The sequence below is a fragment of the Sporosalibacterium faouarense genome (genome assembly GCF_016765695.1).
GTDB classification, from domain to species: domain Bacteria; phylum Bacillota; class Clostridia; order Tissierellales; family VENL01; genus Sporosalibacterium; species Sporosalibacterium faouarense.
This window is the reverse complement of the sequence record NZ_JAETGO010000023.1, coordinates 28,319-44,117: the sequence shown is the minus strand read 5'-3', so window position 1 is coordinate 44,117 and position 15,799 is coordinate 28,319. Positions and strand designations below refer to the sequence as shown.

Genomic DNA, 15,799 nt, shown 5'->3' with positions numbered 1-15,799 from the left:
TCGTAATAGAAAATTTAAAAGGAGGAATTTTATGGATACTAAGAAACAGTACCGAGAAAAAATGGAAGCCCAACTTGATGAATGGAAAGCGGAACTTAATAAACTAAAGGCTAAAGTACAACAAACCAAAGCTGATAAAGAGATAGAATTAATAAACACAATAGAAGACATTCAAGGTAAAAGGAGCGAAGCACAGGGTAAATTGAATGAGTTAAAAGATACAGGGGAAGAAAATTGGGAAGCCTTAAAAGAACAATTAGATGAGTTTGGCAAAGACATAAAAGACTCTTTGAACAACTTAATGTCGAAAATTAATTAGCTAAAATTCATCTAAGATATTTAATATGAGATATGAGGAAATTACATATTGAAATTTTTACAAATAAATAATTTCCTCAATATAATTTTGTAAATAAGATTAAACAAAAATAACTGTGGATAGATTCTTTTCTCCCCCGAATTTATCCACAGCTTTCTTATTTTTTATACTTTTTATGTTAATAAATATCTTTGGTTTGATTATTTAACATATTTGTCTAAAACGTTTATTATCTCTTCGATTTTTTCGTCACCTTTACCTTCAAGTATTGCATCCTTTACGCAACTCTTAATGTGTTGATCTAGAATATTCAAATTAGCTTTTTTCAACAAGCCTAATACGGCTAAGATTTGCTTAGATATATCTACGCAATACCTATCTTCTTCTAGCATTCTTATAATGCCATCTATTTGACCTTTAGAGGTTTTCAATAAATTAACTGCTCTTTTCCTAGCATCATTCATTTTATCACCTACTTTACGTTGTTTTATATTATTGTTTAAATAAAGCTTAGGGCCCAATATCTCCTTTGGACCCTAACTAACTAAATTTCCTAATTTCTATATCTACTCTTTACTACTTAACCTCTATTACTTCATATCCAGCTTCTTCTATAGCATTCTTAATAGTATCATCAGAAACATTATCAACATTTAATGTTGCTGATCCACTTTCAAGATCAACGTCTACTGATTTTATGCCATCAACTTCTCCTAAAGCTCCTTTAACTGCCATTACACAATGTTGACAACTCATCCCTTTAATAAAAACTAACTTTTTCATTAATCATCTCTCCTTTTATTTTTTTACTTTAAATCTTTTTAATCTTAAAGAATTACTTACTACTGATACAGAGCTAAATGCCATTGCTGCTCCCGCAATCATTGGGTTTAGAAATCCTAAAGCTGCTAATGGTATACCAGCTGTATTATATCCAAATGCCCAAAATAGATTTTGCTTGATAGTTTTCATTGTTTTTTTGCTTAATTTTATTGCCATAACAATATCTCTTAAATCACCTTTCATTAAGGTTATATCTGCTGCTTCTATGGCAACATCAGTTCCTGTTCCTATGGCAAAACCAATATCTGCAGTTGCCAGAGCTGGAGCATCATTAATACCATCACCAACCATACCAACCTTCTTACCTTGTCCTTTTATGTTTTCAACCTTTTCAGCTTTATGCTCAGGTAAAACTTCTGCTATAACATTATCTATATCTACTTGCTTTGCTATGGCCTTGGCAGTTCTTTCGTTATCACCTGTAATCATATATATCTCTATTCCTAGTTCCTTAAGTTCATTTATGGCTTGAAGAGAATTCTCTTTCACAGTATCTGCCACAGCTATTATTCCACTCAATTTATTGTTTATAGACATTAGCATTGCTGTCTTACCTTCATTTTCTAAGTCTGCTATTTTATCTTCAGCCTGTTGAATTTCAATGTTCTTATCATCCATAAGCTTTCTATTACCAAGATAAACTTCATCTTCTTCTATCTTAGCAAATATACCATGGCCAGGTATTGCTTCAAATTCATCAAACTCCATTAATTTTACTTTTTGTTCTTTCGCCTTATTTACAATAGATTCTCCTAAAGGATGTTCTGATCCTTTCTCTGCTGTAGCTGCATATTTTAGAATAGTATCTTCATCTTTATCTAAAACTATAATATCAGTAACTTCTGGCTCACCTTTTGTGATTGTACCGGTTTTATCAAAAACTATGGTATTTAAATTATGAGTTCTTTCTAAATGTTCCCCACCTTTAATTAATATACCATTTTCTGCTCCTTTACCTGTACCAACCATGATAGCAGTAGGTGTTGCTAATCCTAATGCGCAAGGACAAGCTATAACTAGTACTGATACTGCATTTATTAATGCTCTAGTAAAATTTCCATCTATAAAGAACCAAGCTATAAAAGTTACTATAGCTATGCCTACAACCACAGGAACGAAAATTCCTGAAATCTTATCAGCTAATCTTTGTACTGGGGCTTTTGACCCTTGAGCATCTTCAACCAACTTAATTATCTGTGATAAAGCTGTTTCTTTGCCTACTTTAGTAGCCTTAAACTTAAATGTACCATGCTTATTAATAGTAGCTCCTATTATTTCATCACCGGTCTTTTTATCTACTGGGATACTCTCCCCAGTTAGCATGGATTCATCTATAGAGGAATTTCCCTCTGTTATCTCTCCATCAACAGGAATTTTTTCTCCTGGTCTCACTATTATAGTATCCCCTACTACGACTTCATCTATAGCAATATCTTTTTCTTCTCCATCTCTAATTACTCTAGCAGTCTTAGCTTGTAATCCCATAAGCTTCTTAATAGCCTCTGACGTCTTGCCTTTAGCAATAGCTTCGAACATCTTACCCAAAAGAATAAGTGTTATTATCATTGCTGATGATTCGAAATAATACTGCTGTATCCCTTCAAGTAGATTGTATAAGCTATAGAAATAAGCGGCTGATGTTCCCATAGCAATTAGAACATCCATATTAGCGCCTCCACCTCTTAGAGAGTGATAAGCACCTTTATAGAACCTATAACCAACAATAAACTGAACTGGCGTGGCTAGAGCCAATTGTACATAACCATTCGATAGTATAGTATGTACATTAGCCATATGGAAAAACATCGCAGAAAGTAAAGGTATACTTAAAACAGCAGAAATAACAAATAATGTTTTTAAAGTTTTTATTTCTTTTTGTCTAGCTTCTTTTTCTCTATCATTTTTTTTGCTACCTTCTTCATCTTCCTTATCCTCGTAGGCTTTATATCCTGTCTTTTCCACAACACCTATGATATCTTTAACTGATATGGCTTCTTCATTATACTCTATGGTTCCTCTATTCATAGCTAAATTTACATTTGCCTCAATAATGCCTTCGGCTTTATTTAAAGCCTTTTCTACCCTGGATGAACAAGCTGCACAGGTCATGCCTTCGATATTTAATGTAGCCTTTTCTGTTGGAACGTTATAGCCTGTTTTCTTAATAACTTCAACCATATCCTGAAAAGTTATCTTAGTCTTATCATATTCTACAGTGGCTTTTTCAATAACTTGATTTACTGTAGCCATCTCCACTCCTTCTAGCTTTGATAGAGCACTCTCCACTCTATTTGCACAAGCTGAACATGTCATTCCTGTTACTCTAATTGATACTTTATTCAATGCCATCATTTCATCTCCTTTATTCCACAATAAAAGTATGCCATTATTATATTAATTTACCCTAAAGACCTAATGAAAAAACAAATGCTGTCAACTTTAACCCCTCCCTTTAAGGGGTGTGATTTCATGATAACATGAATCTATCTTTCTGTAAAGTGCTAATAAAAAGATTTAAAGAAATTTCCCGCTTACAATTTAAATATATTTTGAAAAATTACATTGACATTATTTTACTTAGAAAATTATTTTTTCCCATTTAAAAAAGCCAGATGTAGTTAATACTACATCTGACCTTTTTAATTATTTCCAAGTTTTTTCATCAAATTTTTAGCAATAATTTTATAGTTGTCCTCTATATGAGCTTCAGTATCAGTAACGGAAGGTACCCCTTTATCACTGTCTTCTCTAATAGCAGTTACTAGAGGAATTTCTCCTAAGAAATCAGTATTGAGCTCATCTGCCAATTGCTTTCCTTCTTCTTTTCCAAAGATATAGTGTTTTTCTTCACAATTATTGCAAATAAAATAGGACATATTCTCTATTAACCCTATTATTTTACTATTAGTTTTTTCAGCCATTAGACCTAGTCGCTTTGCAACTGTAGCAGCAGTAATCTGGGGAGTAGTAACTATCAGTATTTCTGCATCAGGTAATTTCTGCATAAGACTTAATGGGACATCGCCTGTTCCTGGTGGTAAATCAATTAACATGTAATCTAATTCTCCCCAATATACATCATTAAAAAATTGTTCTAATATTCTACCAAGAATTGGACCTCTCCAAATAAGAGCTTGTTCACTATCTACTAGATTACCCATAGACATTATCTTTACTCCACTCTTCTCAACTGGCAAGATAACTCCTTCATCTATTGTCATTGGTTTGATACCTTTAATCCCCATTATTTGAGGAATGCTATAGCCTAATATATCAGCATCTATCAGACCAACTTTATATCCCATTTTACTAAGTGTAACGGCCAAATTAGCTGATACTGTTGACTTACCAACTCCACCTTTTCCACTTCCTATTGCTATTACCTTAGTGTCTTTAAAAGGCTCTTTCTTTTCTTGCTTTCTGTGGAGTTTTTCTACTAGCTTTTCTTTTTGCTCTTTACTCATTTCTCCAAATATAACCTCAACTTCGTTTATACCTTCTATGGATCCAACTTCCTTTTTTATGTCATCGGACATAGTAGATTTTAATGGACAGGCCATAGTCGTTAATGTTAAATTTACTGCTACCTTATTTCCCTCTACTATTACATCTCCTATCATATCTAACTCTATTAAATTCTTGTGTAGCTCAGGGTCATTTACATTTTCTAAGGCCTTATAAATCTTGTTTTTCAATTCCATAGTACACCTCCTCAAGCTTCTCACATTGTATTATTACCCTCTTTAGCTTTATTTTATAATTTTTCTATATTTTTTCTGTGACTTGAATCAAACTAATAATTTTAGATTTTCTTTATTTTTAATAATTATCTTCTTATTTCCAGAGAGTTCTATAGTCCCTTCATCTTGCATACTGCTTAATTTTCTACTAATAGTTTCTCTAGTCACCCCTATATAATTGGCCATATCTTCTCTGCTTAAAGGAATATTTAATACGATATTATCCTCTTCAACAATGCCAAAATCCTTTATAAAGCTTAGCAATAAACTTGCTATTCTGGCTTCAATATCATTGGTACTTAAACTTTGAATCAAATCTTCCAGCCTCATAATCCTATCATGAACTACTTCCAAAATCTTTAAAGCTATTTCTGGATTCTCTTTCAATACATTGTCAAAATCATTTTTCCCCAATGTACATACTGCAACATCCTCTAGGGCTTCTGCATTAAACTTGAAACTACTTCTTTTAAGTAGACTTAAATCTCCTATAAAATCTCCTTCAGATAAAATATAGAGAATTTGCTCTTTACCTTCCTTAGTATACTTGAATACCTTGATTTTTCCTCTACTAATTATATATAATCTATCTGATACATCGCCTTCAAAGCATATAATCTGACCCTTTTTATATTTTTTATGGATTATCAAATCAGTAACTTCCTTTAGTTCTTTGTCTTCTAGCACGGAAAAAATGGAAACCTTATTAGCACAATATTTATTTTCACAAACTGGACAATTCTTCTTTTCTTCCATTAAATTAATCCCCCTCTAAAATGTGATATTAATCACATCTTTTCGTGATTTGTTTAATATATACTTTTAAATAACTTAATTATAATAAAAATATATTGAGCAGTTAATATATTTTAGTTTTAAATGCATCTTTTTTTTAAACTAACAAAATATAATAATGAAGAAATTCATCATTACATTTTCTTGATTCAATATTAATTATGCAATTTTCTCAGTATATACGAGTATATAGTTATTTTTGCATGAGTACATTATTTTTATGTTTACATTATAACTTAAAAGGAGGAGTTATTACAATGAGTAGATTTTTAGGCCCGATTCACCATTGGCTATTTAATAAAATTACTTTACATGAAAATTTAGAAAGGGAATTAGTAGATAGATTTAAATCAGAATATGGTGATGAAATTGATGAAATAGTGAAAGACAATAGAGATAAGTATGGTGATCCCTTACCAGAAAAACCTTTAGAAGAGATAATAGACACTGACAATATACATGGTTGGCTACAAGGAAAAATCGAAATAGTAGAAACAAGACAGGCATCTATTCTAGGCGATTTATTTAAAAAATATGGTACAAATGGAGTTCTTTTATCTACATCAGTTTACGAAGATCATGGAAGCAAATGTGGAAAAGATGCTAGCAATAATTATGATGTATCATCAGCTGAAGGTATTTATAAAGTTCTCAATAATTACATTTTGGATGGCATGCCCTGTGATAATGCTAATAATGTTACTGAAGTTGAAGATGACTATCTAGAGTATAAACAAGTCCAATGTCTACATATCAGGTATTGGAAAGAAGCTGGTGTAGACCCTGAAAAAATGTATGATTTAAGAAGAGTATGGACCGAGTCTTTTGTTAATGAAGCAAATCCAGAATTTAAATATCAAGTTTCTATCGAAGATATTGACGGCCAACAAGGCTTTAAACATAAAATTTTCAAAAAATAAATCAATAAAAAAGGTAGTAGCTAGTTTCTATCAGTTACTACCTTTTTATCATCTTACTATTATCCTTTTTTCAGTTATTACATAGTCTAAAGGTATATCAAATTTCTCCATTTGAGATGCTCCAATTATTTGAAAGTCAAATGCCACTCCTACTTTGGGTATCTCTTTATTAACCTTTGCTAAAAATCTATCATAGTATCCTGCTCCATATCCTATTCTGAAACATCTTTTATCAAATGCTAGCCCTGGGATTATTATTATATCAATATCATCTAAATTGACTGGTCTAATGTACTCTGGTTTGGGCTCTAAATATCCAAAATTACTTTTAACTAATTCAGTTTTTACATCCTGTATTTCAGTAGGTATTATTTCCTTGCCTTTAGATTTACAATAAGGTACAATTACTCTCTTCATATTCCCCAGGCAATAGTTAATTAATTTAAAACTATCTACTTCATTGTTAAAGCTTAAGTATAGCATCACATTTTTACTTTGCTTAAACACAGGAAGCTTAGTTAGTACTTCAATTATTCTATCACTCAACTTTTCGAGTTCGCTTTTATTGAGTTTTTTTCTTTTATCTATCATTTTTCTCCTTACATCTTTTTTCCATATACTTTCCATGGTAACCCTCCATTCTGCGCTAGTTGATATATATCCATATGCTAGGAATTTAATCATGGAAATTTTTGATTAATTAACTTTCACCCATATCTTTAATTCTTCAGCTAATAGTACTTTCTCCACCTTTAGCTTGAATTCTTCATCTTCTATTTTCATAATTCTATTGTCTATTACCTCCGCTACCATCTCTATATCTATAGTCCTAACTTCCTTACCTATAAGGTTACTATATTTTTGCTTAATATGTTTTTCTAAAGTTAGTTTATCAATTTCATCACCTTCGTATACTAAGTTGATTCCTATTTTTTCTAGAATAAACTTTCTATTATTTATAGATTCCTCTAGCTTTTTTAACCTTACATCTTTGTCTTCTATTATTGTGTTTAAATAAGTTATTTCCTTTAGATACTCATCGATTCTATAGCTTATAAATATACTGAAGCTTATACTTCCAATAACCATTCCTATTAATATTCCTAAGGTAAGTGTAGTTATATACTTCAATACATTTCTAGTTAATCTATCCATAAATCTCTACACCTCTGTATTAACTTTATTAAACTGTATCCAACATTGGCTCCTACTAAGGCTACTAATATATACGCTAGCTGCTTAACAACAGATTTTATCTCTCCTTTCCATAGACCTTGATCTATAGCTTCAAATGAAGTAACTGTCCCCCCCAATGCAACGGCTACTGCCCAAATTTTTATGGATCTAGCCACATTAAGCATAGTTTTCATAGGAGGATGATTATTAAATATAGCACCCATACCAGCTAAAACACTAGCCCCAAGAATTACTCCAAAGGCAATTAAAAAGTTATATATTAGATTGCTCCAAAAATTAGTCATTACTTTCACCTTACCTATATAGATTTTATATAAAATATGATGACAATTCTATCTTTATTACTCCTATAGAATTCTATGCATTAAAAAAGTAGGAGTATAACTAGAGTTATACTCCTACTTTTTTAATGCTTTCAAATTATTTTTTTACTTAGCAACCGCCAGTACTTCCACCGGCAGAAATTCTAAATCCTTTTCGTAGCCAGTCATTTAAATAGTCAACACTAAACTCTTTATATTGGTCAACCAAATCATTATCTACTATAAACTCTAAGTCTCCTACAACATTTTTTACATCGTTATCTTTAAGCTCATCCAGAGCTAATCCAAAGGATGGACCGCCTCAACCAAAACCTGATATATATAGTCTTAACCCTTTGCCATTTGTATCTTTTTTCTCAAGTATTTTTTTCAACTCTTTATTAGCTATATCACTAACATTTATTTTCACAATAACCCTCCTTTTGATTTCATATACCCCCCAAGGGTATATTGGATTTATCTATATTGTATTATATATTTTACTTTAAGTCAAAGGGTTTCTTTTTATTATATGAAAATATTCTCTATAGAGTGAAAATATTCTTAATTAGATAATATAAAAGAATAGTTACAATCAGAATCAGTAATGATCTAAATTTATATGATATCTTCTTAATCTTCTTCAACTCTAATATTAGCGATACTATAAACAGCAATGTCAAATATAATGTGACTAAATGTCTATTTCCACCTAAATAGTTAAAGGAGAATATACCACTGTATTCTTCTCCTATCATTACACCATCAAATAACATAGTCCATATCCCTATTGCCATTGAAATATAGAAAGGTGGTGTGAATATTTTTAAGAGTTCTTGAAAAGATATATTTTGCATTTTAGAAACAAACCAAATAGTAAATAATCCAAATAAAACTCCGCCACCTAGGCTTAAATTATAATGAGAAAGTTTAAAAACATAGGATAAGCTATCCATATATACATTTAGATTTATTAGTACGTAAGTTATTCTAGCACCTATAAAACCAACTAATATAATCAGAAAGAATGTATCCTCAACTCTTTGCTGGGAGATTGTAGTATGTTTAGCTCTTTTCTTAATAATTAAGTAACTTAATATAATTGATAAAACAGTGAAAAATACAAACCAAGTTATTCCTATAGACTTATATATGAATATATAAGGATTTATTCTAAGCTTCATTGTAAAGCATCAAATCTTTGCTTGAGTTCAGGGTATTCCATAGCTCCGAGTCTAATTCCCCTAATGATCCCCTCTTTATCAACAATTATTGATGTAGGGACTCCTTGAAGTCCGTATTTAAAATATAACTCTCCTTCCTGATCTAATAGTACTGGAAAGTCATAACTATTTTCTTCTATATATTCTTTAACTTGCTTTAAAGGCTCTCCTACATCAACAGCTAATATAGTAAAATTTTCATCCTTATATTCAGAATAATATTTCTGAAAATCATCCATTTCCCCTCTACAAAAGTGACAAGTCGTTGCCCATATATTTACTAGAACATTTTTTCCCCTTTGATCTTCTAACGACACCATTTCACCCTGAAGATTTTCAAATTGGAAATTAGGAAGCTCTTTGCCTATTTCCAGCTGGAAATAACCATCACTCTCTTCTTCTTCAGAATCTTGATTTTCTTCTTCACTATTATCAACATCCATATTATCCTCATTCTGTTCATCTTCCATATTTAAATCTTTATCTTGTGTATCACCATCACATGCAGACAAGGCTATTAAAGAAACTATTAATACTAATGTTAATATAGACTTAAAAAGTACGCTTCTCTTCATATTAGACCTCACTCCTTTATATAAAAATTTAGATAAACCAATTAGCAATTATATACATCTTGTCAAAAAAAATTAACATTCCTAATATGATAATAAGTCCTCCACTTACTTTCATAATTATTGGCATAATTCTTTCAGACTTAACCAAAAATTTGCTGAATTTGTTTATAAGTAATGCAGTTAAGATAAATGGGACTGCTAATCCCAAAGAATAAGCAAATAATAGATATACGCCTTTAGCAACTGTAGCTGTAGTTCCAGCATAAAGTAAGATAGATCCTAGAACAGCTCCTATACAAGGAGTCCAACCAGCAGCAAATGCCATTCCCATTAAGATAGAACTAAACCAACTTGTAATCTTAGGTAACTTAAATCTTTTCTCCCTATTTAAAAGTCCTATCTTTAATATACCCATCATATTTAGTCCAAAAACTACTATTAGAATACCACTAATTTTTATAAAATAGTATTTATATGCATTAAATAACTTTCCAACAAAACTTGCAGATACTCCCATAATCATAAATATTAATGTGAACCCAACAATAAATCCTATCGTTCTTCTAAGGGCAAATAATTTTTTATCTGCTAGCTCTTCTTCCATGCTAGTCCCAGTAATATACGTTATATATCCTGGAATAAGTGGAAGCACACAAGGTGAAAAAAAAGATAAGAATCCCGCAACTAAAGCTATCGGAATTGAAACATCTCCCATATTAATCCTCCTTATTATTAAGTAGTCTATTTAATGTATATTATACCACATAGGGGTATATGACACAAAATAATTAGCTCAAGATTATTATCTCGAGCATTTCATGAGTAAACTTCAGTTATTTTTTACATATCTCACATGAATATCTTTTCTTATCTTCACAAGGGTTAACATGAACTAATACATCTTTTACTCCTCCTATATTTTTATAAACAATGTCCTCTACCTCTTCAGCTATTTCATGTCCCTCAACCACTGTTATATTAGATTTAACACATATTTTAATATCAAAGAAAACCTTTGAGCCATGTTTCCTAGTTTTTATTTGGCCTATATTTATTATGCCTTCATGGGATTTAATTTCTAAAATTATTTGTTGGAGTTTAGTCTTTTCTATAGAGCTGTCCATCAGCTCATTATATCCCTTTATGAAAAGCTCTACTCCTACTTTCAGAACTATAATTGAAACTACAAATCCTGCCACAGGATCAAGAAATGTATACCCTAATCTAGATCCTATTATTCCTATTAAAGCTGCTATTGAAGACAAGGCATCAGACCTATGATGCCATGCATCAGCTATAAGAGCACTACTATTTATCTTTTTTCCTCCATACATTGCTACCCTATACTGAAACTCTTTAACTATAATTGATCCAGTTGCAACCCATGCTGCTATTAGCCCCGGCACCTTCATATCACCAGAAACCATCATTTCTATGGTAGAGTATCCTATTTTTAATCCTACAGCGACTAAGAGGATAGCTAAAATAAAACCCGCTATAGATTCTGCTTTTTCATGTCCATACTGATGCTCTTCATCCTCGGGCTTCTGAGAAATAAAAAGACCTATTATTATTCCAATTGAACTACCCACATCAGAAATAGTATGCATGCCATCAGCCAATATAGCCGTAGAGTTTGCAATAATACCTACTCCAACTTTTACTATTGCTAATATTACATTTATTATTATAGTTATCCACGTTATTTTATTACCAATCCTGTATCGTTCTTTTTCTGTTAAACTTTTCATATCAATCAACCCCATTCTCAATTGAAATACATCCTATTAATATTATATGAAATATATCATTTTTTGCAACCACTTATTTTAGCTTTTTACACTTTGTTTCAGCGAATGATATTTTTTCGAATTTCATTATCAATTGATAATGAATGTGGTTATTAATCTCCTCTATCAATATTATAATCTATGCGTAAAATCAAATTTTGGAATATACTTCATCATATTGTATATATATTAATTAGTTATTTTTACCTTGTATAAAAGAATATTCTACTGGTAATAATTATTCCATTAGCAACCATTCTAGAGGTGTTTATATTGATAAAAAAAATTCCAATATTAATTGTTTCTTCTGCTTTACTAATAGCAATTATCGGGATTTTCATAATATCCCTTTCCTTTATGTATAATTTATTAGTATTAAAGAATGAAGCAAATGAGATAGCAGGCTTGAGTTTCTTTACCGTTGTAGGAGATAGTATGTCTCCTCAATTTGATGCCGGAGATTTAGTAATTATAAAAAAAGTAGATATAGATGCTATAGATGTTGATGACATTATAGCTTTCAATAAAGATGGATTAATAGTAACCCATAGAGTTACTGAGATAGCAAATGAAGTTTTCTTTACTCAAGGAGACAATAATAATCTTTCTGATGATTTTAAAATTACTTACAGTAATATAATGGGGAAATATATATTTAAGATTCCTAATGGAGATACTATTTTACATATAATTAAAAGTCCCCTATTTACTATAGTTATTTTCATTTTGCTACTCGTAAATATTACCCTTTTAGCTAAGTTTGTTCAGGGTAATTATATTCTATAAGAAAAAAAATTTATAAATGTGACTTTAATCACACACAATAACTGAAAATATGGTATTATTAAATATGAAAAGTATTAAAAGGAGGATTTTAGATGGCTATAACAAAAGATATGCTTATTTCAGAAATATTAAGACACAGATCAGATGCTGCTGAGATATTAATGAGATTCGGTATGGGTTGTGTAGGGTGTCCTTCATCTCAAATGGAATCCCTTGAGCAAGCTGCTATGGTTCATGGTCTTGATTTAGAGAAAGTATTAGTAGCTTTAAATGAAGGTTTAGATGACTAATTATGTATATATAAAAAAACTCTGGTTAACCAGAGTTTTTTTATTTTTATCTTAATTTTTTTTGTTTTTTTATATTTATTATAGTAGCTCTTCTAATCTAGCTTTATTAAAACCTACTATTTCTTCTCCGTCTACAACTATTACTGGAACTCCCATATGTCCCATTTGCATTAATTCTTTTCTTGCATTAGAGTCAGTTTGAACATTCTTCTCTTCAAAATCTACTCCCTTTTCATTTAAATAATTTTTTGCAGAAACACAATGTGGACAAGTACTACTTGTATATACAGTTATTTTTGCCACGATAATCCCTCCTAAATAAATTTTCTTTGTACTATATATTATACCCCTATAGGGTATATGTGTCAAGTGAATTAACTATTTTTTTCATATCGTTTTAATGTGTAATTTTATCACCTAATGACTATTATCTATCCTATATATTTTCATATATTGATTATACCCTATATATACCATCAATATTTTTAAAAAAATCTATATAGAAAAAAGAACTATAGAAATTCTCTATACCTCTACAGCTCTTCTTATCAATTTAGCCTTAAAATTACTTTACAAAAGCTCTTCTAGTTTAGCTTTGTTAAACCCTACTATTTCTTCTCCATCCACTACTATTACTGGAACTCCCATATGTCCTTTTTGCATTAATTCTTTTCTTGCATTAGAGTCAGTTTGAACATTCTTTTCTTCATAATTAATACCTTTCTCCGAAAGATACTGCTTAGCAGTTGTGCAATGTGGTCATGTATTACTAGTATAAATTGTTACATCTGACATAATAAATTCCTCCCTATAGAAATATTTTATATTAAATTATGGTCGTATAGACTATTTCTATAATACCCAACAAAATCCTTTTTTAATCAGTGGATTTATTTCAATATTTTTTTATTACATTTTTTATTGATAAAAAATTATCATTTAATTGATATTGTATATAAAAAAGTCTTATGATAGTATTAGATAATGAAATAGCTATAATAATTTGAATAAAGGTGATTATGATGATAAAAAACCATATGGAAAACTTAGTAGATAGTATATTATGTGAAGTCATAAATAGTTATGATATTTGCAAATGTAATGATTGCTTGAATGATATAAAAAGTATTTCACTAAATAATTTACCTTCAATGTATTTTTTATCTAATGCTTCTCAGGCCGAAAAGACTGCTTTCCTACTAGATAGACAACGAAGAATTTCTGTTCTAGCAAAGGTTGTAGAATCAATAGAATTGGTGAGAAAGAACTCACATAATAATGTTAGATAATTTAGTAAAAATAGATAAAACAAAAGCGACAGTACAACTGTCGCTTTTGTTTTTAGCTATTATTATCAGTATTTTGGGGATTTACAACCCTTCCTGTCGTAGGGTCAATATGAATAATCCAATATCCCAGTCCATTATTTCCTTTCTTTTTACGCCACTTTGTAAATCCAGTAGCTCCTCTATGAGGCTGTTCTCTCCTTGTATATTGTCCTGGCATCCCATAGACATAATATTTTACTTCGTCATTCATCTTCATAATTCCAAAAATATAATGATTATATTTCTTAATAAGACTCTGACATCCAACAGATTTATATATTGAAGGATAAGGATAGTACATGCCTATAATATGATTATAATATGGAAGAAATCCTCTATAGAGATTTTTGTCATCATATTCAATTTCCCACCAGTCATATCCTTCCATTTTCTCTTGAAATGGTTCGACCTTTTCAAAGAATTTTAAAATATTCATTGTATAGTTAGATATTTGAGTACTATAAATTCTCGCTCTCTTATTATATTCACTATTTTTATTTAAAGAGTATCCATAACCTTCCTCTCTAGCTCTATAATCATCTCTCTGTTCCTGTTCATAACCGCCATAATTTTCTTGCTCCTCTAATTCATTTTCATCTATAAAGTATTCATCTTCATTACTATCTATTTTCATAAATTTTTCTTCTACAGAATTTTCTTGTATTGTTTCTTCTGATTTTTCAGCTATATCTTCCTTTAGCTTATCAATTTCTGATAATTCTTCTACATCTTCATCTAATTCATCCAGTTCATCCAAAAGATTTCCCTCATCTAAATCACTAGATAGATTGCCTTCTCCAAGACTTTTCTCTTCATCTAGGTTTTTAATATCTCCCTTATTTCTTTCTGTTTCTCCTATCTCATCTCTTTGTAATTCCTTTTCTATATTAGCTTTTTCTATCTCTACCTCTTCTAAGTTTTCTTCACCGTCTAAATCATTTATTCTTTTTTCATCATCATAATCAGATTCTTCAATCTCTATTATTTCCTCGTCAATCTCTGCCTCATATGATAATAGGCTTACATCTTGTTTTCCTTCATTATCCTTATTAGCATCTTCCAACATTTCATTACAGACTTTATGTTCTTTCTCTATGTAAGGTTCCTCTTCATCCATTTCTATTTCTTTTTCATTTTGTTCATTCTCTATGTAATCCTCTTTAATTTCTTTTCTAGATAGCCCTTGGATCAAATCTTCTATGTTATTTCCATCTTCTTCAATATATCCAGCTAGTGGAGCTATTATTTCGTTATTCTCTTGATCCATATATGCTAATTCTATTAGTAAATTACTGAATTCCTCAATGTTTAATTCTTTCTTTCCTATCTTATGAGGATTAAATTTTAAGACTGTTTTCCCTTTACCTTTTTCATCTACCTCGAGCATTCCAAGTTCTTCTTTAATTATATTATCACTAGATTTTCCTAATAACTCTACTTTATATATTTTGTCCACATCAGTCATATGCTTTAATCCTTCAACATTTACAGTTAATTTTCCCTTTCCTTCTCTTACTTCAAGCTTAGCGTGCCCTTTAGATTCATCATTTTTAGAAAAAGCCGTTTCTCTTCCTTGAAGGATTATAAATTTTCTAATATACTCTTTCCTACTAGACAAAACAATTCCCTCCTTTCTAATCCTTATTATCAATATATGTAAGAAAGAGGGAATTTTGAACTAGTAAATTAAA

Annotated in this window: 20 protein-coding genes; 5 read left to right on the top strand and 15 right to left on the bottom strand. The window is 30.4% G+C overall.

Features of this window, described 5'->3' with window-relative positions:
• Positions 1–31 precede the first annotated feature (31 nt).
• Positions 32–319: a sll1863 family stress response protein gene (locus JMO20_RS03485; protein ID WP_202708142.1), complete on the top strand. Its 288-nt coding sequence runs from the start codon at positions 32–34 to the stop codon at positions 317–319.
• A 200-nt stretch (positions 320–519) separates the two neighbouring features.
• Here JMO20_RS03485 and JMO20_RS03480 read toward each other — a convergent pair whose 3' ends face one another.
• The 5 genes from JMO20_RS03480 to JMO20_RS03460 all read right to left on the bottom strand — a co-directional run bounded on the left by JMO20_RS03480 (position 520) and on the right by JMO20_RS03460 (position 5,658).
• The gene (locus JMO20_RS03480; RefSeq protein ID WP_202708141.1) at positions 520–783 is read right to left on the bottom strand and encodes a metal-sensing transcriptional repressor; all 264 of its coding nucleotides are present in this window, start codon (positions 781–783) and stop codon (positions 520–522) included.
• A 112-nt stretch (positions 784–895) separates the two neighbouring features.
• Positions 896–1,102, bottom strand: a complete 207-nt coding sequence (locus JMO20_RS03475) for a heavy-metal-associated domain-containing protein (protein WP_202708140.1) — start codon at positions 1,100–1,102, stop codon at positions 896–898.
• 15 nt (positions 1,103–1,117) lie between these two features.
• Positions 1,118–3,511 (bottom strand): heavy metal translocating P-type ATPase, encoded by a 2,394-nt coding sequence (locus tag JMO20_RS03470; protein ID WP_202708139.1) that lies wholly within the window; start codon positions 3,509–3,511, stop codon positions 1,118–1,120.
• 290 nt (positions 3,512–3,801) lie between these two features.
• Entirely contained in the window at positions 3,802–4,863 is a 1,062-nt protein-coding gene (locus tag JMO20_RS03465) for an Mrp/NBP35 family ATP-binding protein (RefSeq protein WP_202708138.1), read from the bottom strand.
• 87 nt (positions 4,864–4,950) lie between these two features.
• Positions 4,951–5,658 (bottom strand): Crp/Fnr family transcriptional regulator, encoded by a 708-nt coding sequence (locus JMO20_RS03460; RefSeq protein ID WP_202708137.1) that lies wholly within the window; start codon positions 5,656–5,658, stop codon positions 4,951–4,953.
• A gap of 296 nt (positions 5,659–5,954) precedes the next feature.
• Here JMO20_RS03460 and JMO20_RS03455 point away from each other — a divergent pair, with 296 nt between their 5' ends.
• Positions 5,955–6,617 carry a hypothetical protein gene (locus JMO20_RS03455; protein ID WP_202708136.1) on the top strand — a complete coding sequence of 221 codons (663 nt, stop codon included), beginning with the start codon at positions 5,955–5,957 and terminating at the stop codon, positions 6,615–6,617.
• A 48-nt stretch (positions 6,618–6,665) separates the two neighbouring features.
• Here JMO20_RS03455 and JMO20_RS03450 read toward each other — a convergent pair whose 3' ends face one another.
• The 7 genes from JMO20_RS03450 to JMO20_RS03420 form a co-directional block, all read right to left on the bottom strand.
• Positions 6,666–7,244 carry a 5-formyltetrahydrofolate cyclo-ligase gene (locus JMO20_RS03450; protein ID WP_202708135.1) on the bottom strand — a complete coding sequence of 193 codons (579 nt, stop codon included), beginning with the start codon at positions 7,242–7,244 and terminating at the stop codon, positions 6,666–6,668.
• A 69-nt stretch (positions 7,245–7,313) separates the two neighbouring features.
• The gene (locus JMO20_RS03445; protein WP_202708134.1) at positions 7,314–7,772 is read right to left on the bottom strand and encodes a sporulation membrane protein YtrI; all 459 of its coding nucleotides are present in this window, start codon (positions 7,770–7,772) and stop codon (positions 7,314–7,316) included.
• The gene (locus JMO20_RS03440) at positions 7,760–8,098 is read right to left on the bottom strand and encodes a YtrH family sporulation protein (RefSeq protein WP_202708133.1); all 339 of its coding nucleotides are present in this window, start codon (positions 8,096–8,098) and stop codon (positions 7,760–7,762) included. Before JMO20_RS03440 ends, JMO20_RS03445 begins: the two co-directional genes overlap by 13 nt.
• Positions 8,099–8,661: 563 nt before the next feature.
• Complete coding sequence (locus JMO20_RS03435) at positions 8,662–9,300, bottom strand: prolipoprotein diacylglyceryl transferase family protein (protein ID WP_202708132.1); 639 nt, start codon at positions 9,298–9,300, stop codon at positions 8,662–8,664.
• Positions 9,297–9,914, bottom strand: a complete 618-nt coding sequence (locus JMO20_RS03430) for a TlpA family protein disulfide reductase (protein ID WP_202708131.1) — start codon at positions 9,912–9,914, stop codon at positions 9,297–9,299. The genes JMO20_RS03435 and JMO20_RS03430 overlap by 4 nt, the downstream gene beginning before the upstream one ends.
• 28 nt (positions 9,915–9,942) lie before the next feature.
• Entirely contained in the window at positions 9,943–10,629 is a 687-nt protein-coding gene (locus JMO20_RS03425) for a cytochrome c biogenesis CcdA family protein (RefSeq protein WP_202708130.1), read from the bottom strand.
• Positions 10,630–10,747: 118 nt separating this feature from the next.
• The gene (locus JMO20_RS03420) at positions 10,748–11,665 is read right to left on the bottom strand and encodes a cation diffusion facilitator family transporter (RefSeq protein ID WP_243414617.1); all 918 of its coding nucleotides are present in this window, start codon (positions 11,663–11,665) and stop codon (positions 10,748–10,750) included.
• A gap of 312 nt (positions 11,666–11,977) precedes the next feature.
• On the opposite strand from JMO20_RS03420, the gene JMO20_RS03415 reads away from it, so the two are divergent.
• Both JMO20_RS03415 and JMO20_RS03410 read left to right on the top strand, forming a co-directional pair.
• Positions 11,978–12,490 (top strand): signal peptidase I, encoded by a 513-nt coding sequence (locus tag JMO20_RS03415; RefSeq protein WP_202708129.1) that lies wholly within the window; start codon positions 11,978–11,980, stop codon positions 12,488–12,490.
• A 92-nt stretch (positions 12,491–12,582) separates the two neighbouring features.
• Positions 12,583–12,780 carry a DUF1858 domain-containing protein gene (locus JMO20_RS03410; protein WP_202708128.1) on the top strand — a complete coding sequence of 66 codons (198 nt, stop codon included), beginning with the start codon at positions 12,583–12,585 and terminating at the stop codon, positions 12,778–12,780.
• A 78-nt stretch (positions 12,781–12,858) separates the two neighbouring features.
• Here JMO20_RS03410 and JMO20_RS03405 read toward each other — a convergent pair whose 3' ends face one another.
• Complete coding sequence (locus JMO20_RS03405; protein WP_202708127.1) at positions 12,859–13,083, bottom strand: glutaredoxin domain-containing protein; 225 nt, start codon at positions 13,081–13,083, stop codon at positions 12,859–12,861.
• A gap of 267 nt (positions 13,084–13,350) precedes the next feature.
• Entirely contained in the window at positions 13,351–13,575 is a 225-nt protein-coding gene (locus tag JMO20_RS03400; RefSeq protein WP_202708126.1) for a glutaredoxin family protein, read from the bottom strand.
• A 227-nt stretch (positions 13,576–13,802) separates the two neighbouring features.
• Here JMO20_RS03400 and JMO20_RS03395 point away from each other — a divergent pair, with 227 nt between their 5' ends.
• Positions 13,803–14,069 (top strand): late competence development ComFB family protein, encoded by a 267-nt coding sequence (locus tag JMO20_RS03395; protein WP_207753423.1) that lies wholly within the window; start codon positions 13,803–13,805, stop codon positions 14,067–14,069.
• Between the two features lie 52 nt (positions 14,070–14,121).
• Here the strand turns inward: JMO20_RS03395 and JMO20_RS03390 are convergent, their stop codons facing one another.
• Positions 14,122–15,726, bottom strand: a complete 1,605-nt coding sequence (locus JMO20_RS03390; protein WP_202708124.1) for a hypothetical protein — start codon at positions 15,724–15,726, stop codon at positions 14,122–14,124.
• Positions 15,727–15,799 lie beyond the last annotated feature (73 nt).